Annotated in this window: 12 protein-coding genes; 7 read left to right on the top strand and 5 right to left on the bottom strand. The window is 39.1% G+C overall.

Annotated features, from left to right (window positions below; genetic code table 11):
* Window positions 1–45: 45 nt before the first annotated feature.
* Both asnS and NB463_RS22225 read right to left on the bottom strand, forming a co-directional pair.
* Window positions 46–1446, bottom strand: a complete 1401-nt coding sequence (gene asnS, locus NB463_RS22230; RefSeq protein ID WP_046876186.1) for an asparagine--tRNA ligase — start codon at window positions 1444–1446, stop codon at window positions 46–48.
* Window positions 1447–1634: 188 nt separating this feature from the next.
* Complete coding sequence (locus tag NB463_RS22225) at window positions 1635–3260, bottom strand: methyl-accepting chemotaxis protein (protein ID WP_258431020.1); 1626 nt, start codon at window positions 3258–3260, stop codon at window positions 1635–1637.
* 594 nt (window positions 3261–3854) lie between these two features.
* On the opposite strand from NB463_RS22225, the gene NB463_RS22220 reads away from it, so the two are divergent.
* Genes NB463_RS22220 through NB463_RS22205 form a run of 4 tightly spaced genes read left to right on the top strand, consistent with a single transcriptional unit; the run spans window position 3855 to window position 10784 of the window.
* Entirely contained in the window at window positions 3855–5057 is a 1203-nt protein-coding gene (locus NB463_RS22220; RefSeq protein ID WP_258516035.1) for an EAL domain-containing response regulator, read from the top strand.
* Window positions 5057–6655 carry a cache domain-containing protein gene (locus NB463_RS22215; RefSeq protein WP_258516034.1) on the top strand — a complete coding sequence of 533 codons (1599 nt, stop codon included), beginning with the start codon at window positions 5057–5059 and terminating at the stop codon, window positions 6653–6655. The genes NB463_RS22220 and NB463_RS22215 overlap by 1 nt, the downstream gene beginning before the upstream one ends.
* A complete protein-coding gene (locus tag NB463_RS22210) occupies window positions 6613–9840 on the top strand; it encodes a PAS domain S-box protein (RefSeq protein WP_309303487.1) in 3228 nt (1075 codons plus the stop codon). The genes NB463_RS22215 and NB463_RS22210 overlap by 43 nt, the downstream gene beginning before the upstream one ends.
* Before the next feature lie 20 nt (window positions 9841–9860).
* Window positions 9861–10784: a sensor domain-containing diguanylate cyclase gene (locus NB463_RS22205; protein WP_258431443.1), complete on the top strand. Its 924-nt coding sequence runs from the start codon at window positions 9861–9863 to the stop codon at window positions 10782–10784.
* A 90-nt stretch (window positions 10785–10874) separates the two neighbouring features.
* On the opposite strand, the gene NB463_RS22200 is transcribed toward NB463_RS22205, so the two are convergent.
* Together NB463_RS22200 and NB463_RS22195 are read right to left on the bottom strand one after the other, a co-directional pair.
* Window positions 10875–12047: a calcium:proton antiporter gene (locus NB463_RS22200; protein WP_258431442.1), complete on the bottom strand. Its 1173-nt coding sequence runs from the start codon at window positions 12045–12047 to the stop codon at window positions 10875–10877.
* A 720-nt stretch (window positions 12048–12767) separates the two neighbouring features.
* Complete coding sequence (locus NB463_RS22195; RefSeq protein WP_258431441.1) at window positions 12768–13433, bottom strand: hypothetical protein; 666 nt, start codon at window positions 13431–13433, stop codon at window positions 12768–12770.
* Between the two features lie 193 nt (window positions 13434–13626).
* Here NB463_RS22195 and corA point away from each other — a divergent pair, with 193 nt between their 5' ends.
* The 3 genes from corA to NB463_RS22180 all read left to right on the top strand — a co-directional run bounded on the left by corA (window position 13627) and on the right by NB463_RS22180 (window position 15170).
* Window positions 13627–14583: a magnesium/cobalt transporter CorA gene (gene corA / locus NB463_RS22190; protein WP_258431440.1), complete on the top strand. Its 957-nt coding sequence runs from the start codon at window positions 13627–13629 to the stop codon at window positions 14581–14583.
* A 233-nt stretch (window positions 14584–14816) separates the two neighbouring features.
* Window positions 14817–15002 carry a hypothetical protein gene (locus NB463_RS22185; protein WP_258431439.1) on the top strand — a complete coding sequence of 62 codons (186 nt, stop codon included), beginning with the start codon at window positions 14817–14819 and terminating at the stop codon, window positions 15000–15002.
* A complete protein-coding gene (locus tag NB463_RS22180; RefSeq protein WP_258431438.1) occupies window positions 15003–15170 on the top strand; it encodes a hypothetical protein in 168 nt (55 codons plus the stop codon). It begins immediately after the preceding gene.
* 118 nt (window positions 15171–15288) lie between these two features.
* On the opposite strand, the gene NB463_RS22175 is transcribed toward NB463_RS22180, so the two are convergent.
* On the bottom strand, window positions 15289–16200 hold the full coding sequence (locus NB463_RS22175; protein ID WP_258431437.1) for a sensor domain-containing diguanylate cyclase: 912 nt from the start codon (window positions 16198–16200) through the stop codon (window positions 15289–15291).
* Between the last annotated feature and the right edge of the window lie 431 nt (window positions 16201–16631).

Genomic DNA, 16631 nt, shown 5'->3' with positions numbered 1-16631 from the left:
CTCCACTAGGGAGGTCTTTTCTAATTCTGTCTCACTAAAAAGTGATTAGAAGTTCGCAGAGCGAGGCGTACGTGGGAATGGGATCACGTCACGAACGTTGCCCATGCCTGTTACGTAAGATACTAGACGCTCAAAGCCTAGACCAAAGCCTGCGTGTGGCACTGTGCCGTAACGACGCAAGTCGCGATACCAGCTCATGTGCTCAGGGTCGATACCCATTTCGCGCATACGTGCATCCAGTACGTCTAGACGCTCTTCACGCTGAGAACCACCGATGATTTCACCGATGCCAGGTGCTAGAACGTCCATTGCCGCTACCGTCTTACCATCATCGTTCATACGCATGTAGAATGCTTTGATGTCTTTCGGGTAGTTCTTAACGATTACCGGCGCTTTGAAGTGCTCTTCCGCTAGGAAACGCTCGTGCTCAGATGACATATCGATACCCCACTCAACTGGGAATTCGAACTCACGGCCAGAATCTAGCAGGATTTGGATCGCGTCAGTGTAGTCAACTTGTGCGAAGTCAGAAGAAACAAAGTTCTCTAGACGGCTAACGGCTTCTTTGTCGATGCGCTGAGCAAAGAACTCAAGGTCATCGCGACGCTCTTCAAGTACTGCTTTGAATACGTACTTAAGCATGTCTTCAGCCAGTTTCGCAACGTCGTCCAGTTCTGCAAACGCAACTTCAGGCTCAACCATCCAGAACTCTGCTAGGTGGCGGCTTGTGTTTGAGTTTTCAGCACGGAAAGTAGGGCCGAAAGTGTAAACCTTGCTTAGTGCACAAGCGTAAGCTTCCGCGTTTAGCTGACCAGATACCGTAAGAAAAGTTTCTTTACCGAAGAAGTCTTCGTTGTAGTCTACTTTGCCAGCGTCTGTACGAGGCAGGTTTTCCATGTCTAACGTAGAAACGCGGAACATTTCACCTGCACCTTCAGCATCTGAAGCTGTAATTAGTGGTGCAGATACCCAGAAGTAACCTTGCTCGTGGTAGAAGCGGTGGATCGCTTGAGATAGGCAGTTACGTACACGTGCTACCGCACCGATTACGTTTGTGCGCGGACGTAGGTGCGCTACTTCACGTAGATATTCGATAGAGTGACGAGTTTTTGCCATCGGGTAAGTTTCAGCGTCTTCAACCCAGCCAACCACTTTAACGCCAGTGGCAGCAAGTTCGAAGTCTTGGCCCTTTGCAGGAGATTCAACAATCTTACCAGTTACTTCAACAGAGCAGCCAGTCGTTAGCTTTAGTACTTCGTCTTCGTAATTATTAAGATTATTTGGGACCACGGCCTGAATCGGGTCGAAACAAGAGCCGTCATATATGGCAAGGAAAGAGATTCCAGCTTTGGAATCACGACGTGAACGGATCCAGCCACGAACAGTCACTTCGCTGTCTACTGCTAGCTGACCTTTCAATACGTCTGATACAGGCGCGTAAGTCATGTTTTCAATATTCTCCATTGAGGTAAAAATTCAACCCAACACTTATTAAAGTACTTGTCTAATAACATTTTTGTTCAAAAAACAAGCTAAGTGCTGAGTTGGGTAGCATTTTACAGATTCAACGAGACATATTACCTGTCAATTCGCTCGCATCAACCTTTATATTCATTTTGATGGGGAGAATCTCTCTATTTATTCACTCTTTGATGCTCTGAAAGTGTGAATTGGTTAAGTAATTGCTCTAAACGTTCGGATAGATGCTCTAAATCAACACTAATATCACGCGTGTGCGATGCTGATTGCGATGTGTCGTTAGCATGCAGTGTGATCACATCAATTTTGGATTGAATACGCTGACTGACGTCGGATGTGGTTTGCGTCTGGCTTTGAATGTTTTCTGCATGTTTCAGAACTTGATGCATTTCATCGACAACGTTATGCATCGTGACTGAAAGTGTCTCGACATCGACTGAACGTTGGTGAGCAAACTGGCAGACAGTATCCACAGAGGCTAAGGACTCTTCACTCCCTTGCTGGAATTGAGAAATGATATGCTCAATGTTGCCTGTGGCTTCGGCGGTCCGAGAAGCTAGGTTACGCACTTCCTCCGCGACGACGGCAAAACCGCGTCCTTGCTCTCCGGCTCGGGCGGCTTCAATTGCAGCATTCAACGCGAGTAGGTTGGTTTGTTCTGCAATGCCTTTAATGACCCCAAGAATGGACGACACTTCTTCGGTTCTTTGGTTTAACGAACTGATTTTTTCCCGTACGCCGTCAATATTGCTCACCAAGTGTTTGATGTCTTCGCTCACGCTGTGTGCTTGGCTTGCGCTGTGAGTAGCAACATCAACGGTGTGGTTGACTAGAGCTGTAGCGTTATTGGTCGAGTCTTCAACGGCGGTTTGTTGTTGCAGCATGTCGGTGATGTTGCTTTGTACGTCACTGGTTTCCAATTGTTGATTATTGGCCGCTTTGTCTGTTGATTGTGCAACATCCGTTAACTGACTGGCTGAATTGGCAAGAGAGTGGGAGGTGTCTTGTACACGCTCTAAACTCTCGGATACCGTATCCATAAACGAATTAATCGCGGTAGAAAGTTGGCCTACCTCATCTTTTTGGTGATGAACAAGTCGTTGAGATAGATCTTTACTATGGCTCACATTCGCCATGAATTGCGACGTTTTTTGTATTGGGCGAACAATGATCTTACGAATCAAACTCATCGTTATAATAAAACCAACAAACGCGATAACGGCCATTATTCCCATCGCAAACATTGCCTGTTTATTGATCATTGAATTGACGTGGTTCATGTTGTATTCCAAACGAATCGCGCCCAATACTTCGCCTTCTGGTGCTACATGGCAAGAAACGCAGTTGGTGCCACGATAATTTTCGCTTGATTTCATTGGTAGCGCGACAACCAGTCCGTTCCCCCAATTGGCTGAAATTGGCTCAATGACCAGTTCGCCATTTAAAGCTCGTTGGTCAATATCATCGACCGGTTGTTGGTTTGCTTGTCCTGGTCCGTAAAGCTTGGTGACGGTATCAGCTCGCAACACGCGAACTTCTTCAATCCCTTCTTGTGCAAGTGCTTTTTTTCGCAAAGTTTCTTTTTGCGACATGGTGCCTGTTAGCATCATCATGTTTAGGCTATCGAAGTAATTACTAGCCTTATCATGAAGCTGTTCAGTGAGAACATCATTGATTAAGGTTTTTTGTTGATGGTATTGATAAGCCGTAGAGGCAGCCAGAACACAGCTGAAGACGGCAATTAACGCGAGCAAGAGCTTAAAAGTGATAGTTGAGCGCATAAATTTATAAGTGTAATTGGAACGAACTGCACAATCTTAATGTGCACAAATGCACACTGCGATCAACGAAATGAATGATTGTGACCCCACTCATGTTGGGGATATGTAATTGTGATGTGAGTGCTGTGTAATCAAATGTTTGGCGCATGACAGAAATACGACGATCAGGACAAAGGTTTAATTATTTTCGCTGAGAACAAACGGCGTTTTGCTACGCTTGTATTGAGTAGCGTTATCAAGGTTGGTGCGATTAACGTTACTCAGGTGGCTGAGTTAACAGATATGGCAGAGCAAGAATCTTCAGACTACGCAGTCAGGTCCAGAATCTTTGATGAATCAGGAAATGGGGCTTATGACATACAAGTTATTAAGCGGTTATCTACACGAATACTGCCGATTCTACTATCTAAAGTAATACCAGTATGAGTTAAATTGAAATAGTAACGTTGAACCGTAACATTCGTCACCTTTTCGCTAAGAGAGTATGTAATAACGCGAATTTTTGGCATAAACCTTTTCTCACACCTACACTGAAAACTGAGAAAAGTGAGGTACTTGCCGTAGTGGCTTGCAACTTTCAGTAGGGGGGGGAGTGTGAATACTTCAGATTATAAGATACTTGTAATTGACGATCAGCCAGTGGTTAGGAAAACATTAACGATCTGTTTGAATAACATAGGTATCAAGACAGTTTTCGAAGCTGAAAATGGTAAGCAAGCGAAGGAGCTTTTGGCGTTTAACGAATTTAATGTAATTTTCTGTGATTTGAATATGCCAGTAGAAGATGGTTTTGAAGTTCTAAGAGCTTTAGGAGTCATGAAGTTTTCTGGCGCCGTAATAATCATTAGTAGTGAAGAACAAGAAATCCTAGCGTCTACATCTAACTTAGCGCGGTTTTATGACTTGAACATTATGGGTTGTGTAGAAAAACCTATAACGTTCAAAGTGGTTCAAAATATCATCGAAGCAATACAAGCTTTACCTACTGTTAAACGGGCAACAACACAACTTTCCGAGCTACCTGAAGAGGAACTTATTAGGTACCTAGAGGCACAGAAAATAGAAGCTTACTTTCAACCTCAAGTAGATCTGATATCAAAAAAGATGAAAGGTGTAGAAGTTTTAGCTCGAATTCACGATGACCAAGGTTCTTTGATCCCACCAGATAGTTTTATTCCGGTAGCAGAAAGGTCTCCGTCCATCATACTTGAGCTTACTCAGAAGGTTATTGATAAAGCCTTGAAAGAAGTATCAAGAAACTATAAATCACTTTGCAATCTAACATATGCATTTAATATATCGGGAAAAGTTTTAGAAAATGAGGACTTTCCAAAGTGGTTATGTAGAACAGTTGATAAATATGGTATCCCTCATGAAAAGATTATTTGTGAGTTAACTGAAACAGCAATAAGTTCAAGTCCAACTATTATCGACACTCAGATGCTTAGGTTAAGAATTATGAAGTTTAAGCTATCTATAGATGATTTTGGAACGGGATACTCCTCAATAGCTAAGTTACACACAATCCCATTTAATGAACTAAAAATTGATAAAGAGTTTGTTTTTAATTGTCTAACCAATATTAAGTCGGCTGCGATTGTTGAGCAAAGTATAGAAATGGGAAAAGCACTAGGAATGTCAGTTGTAGCAGAAGGTATTGAAAGTGTTGAAGTAGAAAATTTTCTATTAAATAAGGGGTGTGAAATAGGACAGGGTTATCTTTATTATAAGCCTGTGAAGATTAGTGAAATACTAATTGGGATTGATGATTTTAATTTTAATAGTGAGAGTCGTTAATGAAGTTTTCTATTAAACTACCTTTACTATTTTTTGTTTTAAGTTTAGTTATGTTAAGTGCTGTTACATTTGTGTCCTGGAAAGGGAAAGATATTCTTCAGGATACAACTTTAACAAATATTGAGAGAGAAGCTACATTATTAATTAGACTAATAGAAAGAAACTTATTTGAACGATATCATGATGTACAAGCTTTTAAACTATCCTTAGGACAACTTGAAGGGAGTCATTTATATAAACGTTCATTCAATTCAGAAGTTGTTGATAATTTAAATCATTTCGTGAGAAATTATAAAGTATATAGACGGATAATAATATTAGATACGAACGGAAATATCTTAGCTTATAATTCTGAAAATCCTTTCGGAAAGAAACTAAAAGATCTTAATATTACTCCCAATGAAATACGTGACAGCATCTGGTTTCAAGAAGCCATGAGTGGTATTACGCTTGAACCAAAGCAGCCTGAAAGCAGTTATGTAACAGGTCCAAATCGATATTTAATTGATAATGACTCTAATTCTTTCGATATGATTTTTGCTTCGGTTATTCGCAACACTAATGGTCAAAAGATCGGACTTTGGGTTAATGTCGTTGATTTTAGCGCTGTTGAAAAAATAGTTGAGGAAACTTATGAGCTACTTTCGAGTAGGGGGTTGCAAAGTGCAGAGTTGACCATCCTTGATGATCAAGGAAGAATTATCGTGGACTATGACCCTGTGGGACAGAGCAAGCCTAGGTATGCTCGAGATTTTGGTGTCTTAAGTAATTTAAATTTAGCAAGTAATGGTGTCGAGGGAGCAAGATTGGCAGTCGCAGGACTTAGCGGATCAAATATTTCAAGACATTTTCGAAAGCAAGTACAACAAGTCACAGGTTACGCACATACTAGTGGAGCATATGATTATCCTGGTCTTGGTTGGTCCGCGATGATTCGTGTTGGTGTTGATGAAGCGTTTTACGAGTCAGACTCCCTTTTTAAAAATACGTTGCTGCTCTCAATACTAATTTTGGGATTAATTTTACTAATATCATTTTATTTAGGTAAGCAGATTGCTCGTCCGCTAAGTGAGTTGGCGCTGAGTGTTAAGCGACTAGCAAGTGGTGAAAAGAATATAAAACTTCCTGCTATCTATGGCAAAAATGAACTAGCGATTATGGTTTCAGAGTTAGATAATTTAAAAGAAATTGTTATTGAAAGGGAGAGGCTTAGCAAGGAAACGGATGAACAAAGATTTTTGTTGGATATTCAAAGTAAGGCGATAGACTCAACTGCATCGGGAATAATAGTTACAGATATTAATCAGAAAGATTATCCAATTATCTTTGCGAATAGAGCGTTTGAAGTTCTTACTGGTTACTCTAAAGAGGAAGTTATTGGTAGAAACTGTCGATTCTTACAAGGTAACGATAGAGAACAAGAAGGTTTAGACAGAATACGTGAAGCTCTGGAAAATCAGTCATCTATATCCGTTATTTTGCGGAATTACCGTAAGGATGGAACATTATTCTACAATAACTTAAGAATTGACCCTGTTTTTGATGATGAAAAAAAATCACACACTTCATTGGTATTATTACTGATATTACAGAGATAAAAAGGCGTGAAGAAGAAACAAAGATTAAACTAGAGAGCGAAATACAAATAAGAACAAAAGAAGCTAGAGAGTCTGAAACCCGCTTAAGAACAGTATTTGATACAGCTTTAGATGGTACTGTTGTTATTGACATAAATGGGATTATCTTAGATCTAAATCGATCAACAGAACTTATATTTGGTCGTGTTAGAGAGGAGCTAATTGGCGAAAACGTTTCTATACTTATGCCCCCCCAATATGCTCATGAACATGATGATTATATTCGTAAGTTTTTATTTACTGGCGATAAAAAGTTAATCGGGACTCCAAGAAAGGTTGAAGGCTTACATAAATCAGGGCGTGTTTTCCCAATAGAGATATCTGTAGGAGAAACCAAGGTTGATGATTCTCAAGTATTTGTTGGAATTATAAAGGATATAACCAACCAAGAGGAAACAAAGAAACGAGAACTAATACTTCAAAACGAGCTTCGTGAGCGAGAAATAATTTATAGAGCTGCGTTTAGCCAAGCTGCTGTAGGCATATGTCGTGTTAGTTTAGAAGGAAAGTTCATCGAAGTTAACGATAAAATGTGCGACATATTTGGCTACAGTGAAGAGCAATTACTTTGTATGTCAATTGAAGAGGTTACTCATCCCGATGACCTCTATAAAAGCCGTATAATGATAACGTCATTAATTGAAGGCAAAAAGCGTAGCTTTGCAATAGACAAGCGATATATTAGTAAAACAAAAGAAATGTTTTGGGCGACAGTCTCTGTGTCTGTTGTTCTGGGTGAGGACGAGCAGCCTAAATATTTTATATCAGTTATAGAAGATATTTCTAATAGAAAGAAAATTGAGAAGGAGCTTCGCTCGGCGAAAAGATCTAGAGATGAGCTGTTAAGAGGTATGCGCTTAGCTTCCGATGCTGGCGGGATTAGTAACTGGGTGTTGAACGTCAAATCAGGGGTTCTAAAGTGGGACGATAAGATGTATGAGCTATATGGCGTACAAAAAGGTTCCAAGCTTACAGTAAAAGATTGGGAAAAAGCATTACATCCAGATGATTACGAACAAGCAACAAAAGCTTTTAATGAGTCTCTGAAAACTAAGGATGTATTTAACGCCGAATTTAGAATTATCAATCAAAGTACAAATCAAATTCGTTGGATAAAAGCGGCAGGAGATGTTGTCTTTGACAAAGAGTCTGGTGACGAGATGGTCTTTGGAATCAACGTGGATATCACTGACGAGAGGAATGCACAAGCTGCTTTAGAGCGTGAAACGTTGTCAGCAAAGCAAGCTAATGAGGCGAAGTCTCGTTTTCTTGCCACTATGAGTCATGAAATACGCACGCCCATGAACGGTGTTATCGGCATGGTTGATTTACTTAAAGAAACAAATCTAAGCAAAGATCAGCATAACATGGTTCGCACTATACGTGATTCATCATTTTCTTTGCTGGAGATAATAAACGATATATTAGACTTTTCAAAAATAGAGTCAGGGAAAATGGAACTTGACTTTACCAACGTAAATATTATCAATCTAATTGAAAAAACTCTTGATGCATTGTGGGTGAATGCTCATCAGAAAGGTATTGGTTTATATCTTTATTTTGAAAATAATATTCCTAAAGAGCTATTGCTAGACACGGTTAGAGTACGGCAAATCCTTCTAAATTTGTTGGGTAATGCAATCAAGTTTACAAGTAGTGAAGAGCAAAAGGGAGTTATTAAATTATGCGTTGGTTATCAAAACAACCGGTTAATAGTATCCGTTGAAGATAACGGAGTAGGAATGAGTTCAGAACAAGTGTCTCGACTCTTTACTCCTTTCGCTCAAGCAGACGGTTCTACTACACGAAAATTTGGAGGAACAGGTTTAGGGCTTAGTATTAGCAAGTCTTTTGTCGAGCTCATGGGAGGAGAGATAGAAGTTTCAAGCAAGCTTGGTCACGGAAGCTGTTTTTCATTCACCATTCCTGCAGAGTCTAATGACTCTTCATCACTACTCAACAGTTATGAGCTATCGAATTTTAAAGTCGTACTAAAAATCGATGATGAAAATTTATCTGATATTGTCAGAAAAATGCTCTCTAATCTCAAAGTGGCCGATGTTTTGAGTGAGATTGAAAAACTAACGGATCAGCATGAGCTGAGTATTTATATTGGTGATCAAGCAAACCAGCTCGATGAACATAGTAAGTATCGTGTTTTAGAAGTCGTAGATAACCCGACAGCAACCAAAGGATATATTAAACCTAACAAATACGTCATTGGTACACATCCTTTCAAACCTAGCGATTTTATTACAGCTTTAGCAGTGTTATCTGGACACGAAAGTCCTGATTTCGACTGGTCAGAGTGCCTTTACGACGAAGATAATAGCCAGTTTGATACAAATGATGAGGATAAAAATGGTATCACTATACTTTGCGCTGAAGACCAACCAACCAATCAGTTAGTTTTATCTCAGCAGCTTGATCGCCTTGGCTTTAGCTATGAGATGGCTTCTGATGGGAAAGAAGCGCTCGAACGATGGCTAGAAGGAGATTACGACTTAGTATTAACAGATTGCCATATGCCACAGATGGACGGTTTCGAGCTGACATCAGAAATAAGGCGAATAGAGGAAGAGAGAGGAGAAGAGAGAACACTTATCATTGCTCTAACGGCAAACGCGATGTTGGGTGAGGCAGAGCATTGTTTAGAAGCAGGTATGGACGACTATATAACTAAACCTGTTGAGTTAAGAACGTTGAAAAAAGTATTGTGGTTACGTTTAAGGGGAAAAGATCTAAGACAAAAGGTTGATAGAAAGCCTATTGACATATCACATATGAATGTATCTGAGGATACTGATTCTCGCGGATTGATAGATTATCATCATTTATCTGCCGTTATTGGATCGGACAATGAGGAGGTGCAGAGAGCAGTACTATCAATGTTTTGGGCTAATATTGTGACGGATATAGAGAAATTAGAAGCCGCTATTCAAGAAGCCAATTTTGAACAAGTTAGAAGCCTAGCCCACGGAGCTAAGGGGGCTGCCACATCGAGTGGTGTATTAGCCCTAGGGGATTTATTCAAAAGTTTAGAAGAAAACTACATAGATGTAAGTAAAACTAGCTCTTTAGTTCGGGATATAAAACAGCTTATTAAACAAGTCGAGATCCAATTGATGCAAGAAAATATAATTTAACGTTCCTTTAGGAGATATGGATGTTTAACTTAAATACGATAGATCAAGCTCCTTTCGATTCCTTTGAAGAGGCTAGTCGCTTTACTCTGAAGTATCTCCACAAAAAGTATGGTTTTGGTGCTTGGATGTTAACGAGAAAAAATGAAGAAGATTGGGTCATTTTGCAGGTCGAAAGTGATAAATATCAAATTAAAGAACTATCGACCCTAGTTTGGAGTGATTCTATTTGCAGCCGAATGGTGCAAGGCAAAGGACCTCGATGGACTCCTTCTGTACAAGCTGTTGAAGATTATAAGTTGGCACCTATAAACGAGCAGCTAAGTATTTGCTCTTATGTTGGTATACCTATCTGCTATCCTGATGGAAGGTTGTTTGGGACACTGTGTGCAATAGATACTGAAGTACATAAATCCATTCCATCTGATGGCCAACTAACGGTAGAGCTTATTTCAAAGCTTCTCTCTAGCTTGTTGTGCATGGAGATAGAGCGAAATGCCGCTGCGAGCAGACAAATGTACCAACTCCCCCGTCAGTTTAAAGACGCAGAAACTGGTTTTTTTAATAGGCTAGGTTGGTCTATATTTTTAGATAAAGAGCAGAGCGATGTTAGAACCGTTGGTGTACCAATATATATAATTGCAATTGATGCTTTGTGTATATTGGACGGCTACGATAGTGCTCACAAAAATAACTTACACAACTTATGTGAAATATTACAAACCCACCAAAAAGGTGATAATTATGTAGCCAGGCTAAGTGATAGTGTATTTGCTATGCTAGTACATAATATCGATTCCATAGAGTTTAACTCACTCTACAGTGAGTTATGCAAAAAACTATCAGAAGCAGAACTTCAAGTTAAAATTGGACATAAGAAGCATGTATATAATCAAAACTTAGACGATACTGTTGTTGAGGCGATAAAATTATCTCAATCAGAATAATGATAGACTCAGTATGTTATAAAAGTGATAAACGGCATAAGCACATACTATAATAACATCTAATGTCGTATAGCTATTCTTCGATCGTGTCTAAGGGTTCAATATTAATAATAAATAAGCTAAAAACAATACTAAATGCACTGCTCCTTGCATGATATTAGTTCGTGCGCTGTTAAAAGTCATAATACACACTACTAGTGTTAAAAGTAATAGTACCATTGGTGCCATATCGAGCCCTAATATTAAGCTCTGCTCTGTAACGAGACTAACTGCTAGGACTGCTGGGAGAGTCAAACCGATAGTAGATAACGCAGAACCAAGCAAAAGATTTATTGAACGTTGGAGTTGGTTAGCTCGTGCAGATGACAATGCAGCCATGCTTTCTGGAATTAAGACAATAAAGGCAATGATTATACCTCCAAGCGCAACTGGTGCACCGACTTCAACTATCCCAAAATCAATGATTTTTGCTATTCGCTTGGAAAGTAAAACTATAGGCACTAAGGTAAGGATAAGGAATGCAATATGATAGTAAGTTGAATGTAACTTACCATGATAGTGTGCACGCTCATTTGCGGCTTCATGATCAGCTGTTCTTTCTTTTTTAGGTTGTTCAAAGTACGATTTATGACGATTAGTCTGTATTCTCAAAAATATTACATAAAGAGCAAAAGTTGTGAAGGCAAAAAAAGCGGCTTGATAAGAACTAAAAGTTGCAAACTCAGTAGAGAGCGTAAATTTTGGAAGTATTAGAGCAAATACGGCTAGTGGTAACAAAACACCAAGAAAAGTTCGCGCACCAGGTAAACTGTACTCTTGTTCTCCATGTATATAGCCTCCGATAAGTATAGAAGCACCTGTCAAACCACCAAGTACTATCATTAATATGGCCATCATGGTATCTCGAGCCATGGTCGGAGCAGCTTCACCAGTAAGCATTACTGCTGAAATTAAGGCAACTTCAATACCTACTACAGATAATGTCAAAATTATCGTACCTAGAGGTTCTCCTAATTTTAGTGCTAATGCTTCTGCATGGCGTACCACATTGAACGCGGCCCAGAGTATCGTGCCCAATAGCCATATGCCCAAAATAGAACATATGAATAAGTTTATTGTACCTGGAGTTATAGCCACACTTAATAACTCATCTGCTCCATAGGAGAACAATAAAATAGTCAATGAAATTATAAAAAATGACGCTTCTTCTCTTATTAATAATATTGATGGTTTCTTTGTTTTATATGTCATTTTATTTGTCATGGTATAACCCTTGTGAATTTTTTCTTAAAAATATTTCTTCTTATTATTGGTTTTTACGTGGTTATATAGGTTTAGGTTTGGCTTTAAATTCTGATTATCTTATTTATTCTCTTAATCTAATAGGGCCATCAAGTTAGCACACTATAGTATACCATAGGTCAATTACAGGAGAGATTGCTAATACTCCTTATCTAACCTAACACCATACTTGCTGCTCAAAATCATAAGCACTTAAAGTTGAAATGACATTTAAGGAGGTACAATTTTTATAAATAATTTTTAGCCATAAGTACATTAAAACGTTAACCTAGTGACCATACTGAGCTATACCTACCATCATTGAAGCTGCTTGATTCACAATAAAAGCAGGCACATGCCACACACCATGAACGTAATACTATCCCTGAAAAAAGAACTCGAGCAGATACACCATATGACTCGTGACAATCGAGTACGTAACTGTATTAAAGCGGCCTTACTGGTATCTGAAGATTAGAGTAACAGCGTGATTTCTCAAGCGGTTGTATCGACAAATTACGGTGGCTAGCCATATCGCTGACTAGCTTCAATCAGAGCGCTAAATCCAGAGTCGACTTTCTACGACTCAGTTAATACAACTCATCGAGAGTTTGGCTGAGAAAACTTATTTACCTACACTTCAAATTGTTGCTTACAAAGATGGGACACGCACAAGAACAGTATTGTGCCTTGTGTAACTGATTACAGAAGAGTATCAATGTTAATGCGATACTTATAAGATAAGAAAACATTATATTCTTCGAATTGTGAGTTACCAGTGTAATTGATGGGACTAAAGTTATAAATTGAGATAATATGATTTCTTTTATTTACTTCTAAGTAAACACCGACTGCTAGTCCTATCTCATCCATGCTTGCTTGTTTTTTCTTACCGTACTCGGAATGCGTGACATCTGTAACCTGGTAGTCCCCATTGAGCTTTAGGTACCCAACCCCCACGCCTGTCCCTAATTTTATATTCCACTCATTTGGGTTGTGTCGGTTAAAGTGGTAAAAGACGACCGGAACACCGGATAGAGCGTAGCCTGATATGGATGTTCCCAAATCTATGCCAGCGTTATTCTCACCGAGCTCTTGTTTATCGGCTTTGAATATACTCCAGTCAAATTGTAAGTAAACACCAAAGTTTGATTCCTTGCTAAAGTAGTATTCGTCTGACAGGAGCGATATTGTCGGAAAATACTTTACGTCGCTGGTCATGTGAGCAATTGTTCGTTCGCTATCTGCTAGGTCTTGAATATCAATACTATTTATTGTCGCTTGCATGCCGATAGCAACTTCAGCGGCCAAGAGCTCGGATGAAAATAAGTATATGGAAAGTAGAGTAACGAGCAGAACTGATTTCATAAGGAAAACCACAACAACAACCAAAAATAGAAGAAAGAATATAACAAAGATAACGGCTAGAGCATATCGATTGCTCTTGATGCTCGTTAGGTTCATCATAGTTGGATAAGCTGCTGTTGGAAGAGTTGTAGTTATTGTGGTTTCGTTTTTTTGAGAGCTACACTCTGTCTTATAAACAGAAAAGGATGACCTTATGTTGCGTTTTTTTAATATTCAGAATGGTATTATCACTACTATTGATGAAAATACTGACCAAGACCTAAGCGAACTAGTGTCGCAGGCGGACTGGATCGATGCCCATGAGCCTAGCGATGAAGAGAGAGAACTCATTGCCTCATTACTACGCATTGAGCTACCTGACTCTGAAGAAGTAGAAGAAATTGAAACTTCCGCAAGGTGTTTTATTGATTCCGTTGGTCTACATGTTCATTCCTTATTTTTATCTCCCGCTGAAGGTCGACATAGTACGGTTACGGTTGCTTGTATATTGCAGAACCAGAGATTAATAACAATCCGAGAAGAGGATGTTGCAGACTTTCGATTGCTTCGCTTACGAGCTAGGAAAGGCCAGATCAGATGCAGTAGCGTTGATAGCCTATTAGTCACTCTGTTCGAACAAAAAGTCGAAAATCATGCTGATACGTTAGAAGATATTCATCGTCAGCTAGAGAAAGTGAGTCATGACGTACTAGAGACTAATGATGCTGATTTAGAAGACTGCATCAGCCGACTGGCGCGTTTAGAAGACAGTAATGGAAAAATTAGACTATGCCTGATGGATTCTCAGAGGGATATTTCATTTCTTTTACGTCATTTGAAATCGCGAAATGACCATAGAGAAACGTTAAGCGAAATTACTAGAGATATTGATGCTCTGATGTCTCACACGACGTTTTTATTCGATAAGATCAACTTTTTAATGGATTCGACGCAAGGGTTTATCAATATAAAGCAAAACCAAATTATCAAAATATTCTCTATAGCAGCTGTTGTATTTCTGCCACCAACAGTGATAGCTAGTATATATGGGATGAACTTTGAGTTTATGCCTGAGCTAGCGTGGAAAGGGGGGTATCCGGGAGCTTTAGGGCTAATGCTTGCGTCGGGTTTTGCACCATACGTGTATTTTAAACGCAAAGGATGGTTATAGTGAGTGATTCTCAACGCTCGGCATGTTTAATTTAGACTGGATTCTGCTTTTTATTGAGGAAAAGAGAGAATGTTGCGTTGAACATAGGGTTTAAATGAGAGAAAAGGCTTCTATATCCAATCAGCGCTTCACATAATGTAACCAACAGCCGAACGCTAATTCATGACCATTTATTCGTTTTTGTTGTATACTTCACTTTATGCCACTTGTTGCAATTGGGTGAGGAAGGTGTGATGGACGAAAAGGTTAAAGTTCTACTTATCGAAGAGACTGTCGAGATTAATGGTATTTACTATCCGGAAGATAGCTTGAGAAGCCGGCGTCTGGATAATCTAGATCTCCATGAAAGCGCTCAAATGCAGGCTTACAGACAAGATTTTTTTGAGCTTAAACTTAATATAATTGATAAGAGTGTTTAAATGGACGAAGAACGCTTCTATGAACTTATAAGTTCAATCAATACACTTTCAAGGAATCAGCTTGTAAGGTTAAAGAACGAGGTGTTGACGGACAAAAATACAACACCAGAGAAAACTCTTTCTGATGAAGAGTTATCAATGTTTAGCAAGGTGTTTCAGGAAAATTGAATCAAATATAGTCTTGGTACATTGTCTGGTAAATAATCTTCAATTTCTAAATGAAGCGATACGAAAAGTGGGTAACTGTCAGAACAGGTCTGAATTAGCACCATTAAGTCAAGTAGCTTTAGTCTAGGCTTTCTTTTATCGCACTTTTCTCGTCATACATATTTTCGTCAGCTTTAATTATCGCTGACTCTAGAGAAAAGTTTTGCCCTTCAATGATATACTTTCCTATTGACGTGCTTATCTGAATCTTTTCACATCCGACCTTCACCGGGCTGGCTAAGGTACTTTCAATTCTAGAAATTACATTGGCAGTATAGTGCTCAGCATCTATGCTGTTGTTTCCAATGCTCCCTAAGAATACGACAAACTCGTCGCCGCCATATCTTGAGACTAGGTCCGAATGCCTTACACTGCTCTTCATGCGATTGCCTACTTCACGTAAGATATTATCGCCAGCTGCGTGACCATGAGCGTCATTAATTTTCTTAAAGTCGTTTAAGTCTATGAAGAGTAAAGAAGAGAAAGAATTCTCATTTACTTTCCTCTTTAGCTCTTGCTGTACACTTTCAATTAGTCCACGTCTGTTTAATAGGTTAGTTAACTCATCCATGCGAGCTTGTTGGTACGCTTTCTTTTCTAGTTCTTTTTGTTTGGTAATGTCCGTTGAAATGCCTAAGATAGCAACTACCTTATCTGGAACGTCAGAGCTATAAATAGGAGACTTCATTTCTAGATAGATCCGCTGTTTACTGTCCTTATCTTTGATGAGAACTTCTTCTCTCGTTGTTTCACCTTTGATGACCTTTGCATCTATACCTTGTATAAAATCAGCGGTATCGTCTGGTAAAAAGTCAGAGTCTCTTATATTGCTCAACCCTTTCTTGTCGGTACCCATCAACTGTAGGCTTAGATTATTAGCGTAAACATATCGAGAGTCTGTATCTTTAATGAACACATATGTCTCGAGGTGATCAAGAGACTTAACCAGCTCATGAAGATTTACTCCCAATCCTCCTAGTTTAAGATGCATTCTGGCCTCCAGCACAATATAAAAAAAGTTACGTGTGTAATAATTATCAGTTATATTTATTGTGTTACTGTATCACATTTGAGAATGCATGGCCCTGTCGAGTTAACTCTTGTAGTCCTAAAGAGGTATTAATGCCTCGTAGATTGAATAGTAGTTGCTTAAAACTAGAAATATCGGACGTAGGTTTTTGAAATATTTGAGAGATTTAGCAATTTACGCTTTGATTGAGGCTGAGTACTACGTACGTAAAGTTAGGAGGGATGGGGTAGGACAATGAGGTGCTAGCTTACTTTTAGAAAGCTTGCACGTTCGTCCTGTGCCAAGGATAATGACCCTATCATTTTTTATTACTCTCAGCCCTACCATACTGATTTATGTATATCGGAGAGTATGAGAAAATACAGTGTGTATATGAGTGTATATATGGAGAC

The organism is Vibrio sp. RM-41-2B (assembly GCF_024744415.1).
GTDB classification, from domain to species: Bacteria; Pseudomonadota; Gammaproteobacteria; order Enterobacterales; family Vibrionaceae; genus Vibrio; species Vibrio diabolicus.
This window is presented reverse-complemented; position numbering and strand designations above follow the sequence as displayed.

What these genes read in the sequence shown, in the direction of transcription:
- corA (WP_258431440.1), top strand. Translation starts at nt 13,627, where the DNA reads ATGTTGCGTTTTTTTAATATTCAGAATGGTATTATCACTACTATTGAT.
- NB463_RS22205 (WP_258431443.1), top strand. Translation starts at nt 9,861, where the DNA reads ATGTTTAACTTAAATACGATAGATCAAGCTCCTTTCGATTCCTTTGAA.
- NB463_RS22195 (WP_258431441.1), bottom strand. Translation starts at nt 13,433, where the DNA reads ATGAAATCAGTTCTGCTCGTTACTCTACTTTCCATATACTTATTTTCA.
- asnS (WP_046876186.1), bottom strand. Translation starts at nt 1,446, where the DNA reads ATGACTTACGCGCCTGTATCAGACGTATTGAAAGGTCAGCTAGCAGTA.
- NB463_RS22215 (WP_258516034.1), top strand. Translation starts at nt 5,057, where the DNA reads ATGAAGTTTTCTATTAAACTACCTTTACTATTTTTTGTTTTAAGTTTA.
- NB463_RS22175 (WP_258431437.1), bottom strand. Translation starts at nt 16,200, where the DNA reads ATGCATCTTAAACTAGGAGGATTGGGAGTAAATCTTCATGAGCTGGTT.
- NB463_RS22185 (WP_258431439.1), top strand. Translation starts at nt 14,817, where the DNA reads ATGGACGAAAAGGTTAAAGTTCTACTTATCGAAGAGACTGTCGAGATT.
- NB463_RS22200 (WP_258431442.1), bottom strand. Translation starts at nt 12,047, where the DNA reads ATGACAAATAAAATGACATATAAAACAAAGAAACCATCAATATTATTA.
- NB463_RS22225 (WP_258431020.1), bottom strand. Translation starts at nt 3,260, where the DNA reads ATGCGCTCAACTATCACTTTTAAGCTCTTGCTCGCGTTAATTGCCGTC.
- NB463_RS22180 (WP_258431438.1), top strand. Translation starts at nt 15,003, where the DNA reads ATGGACGAAGAACGCTTCTATGAACTTATAAGTTCAATCAATACACTT.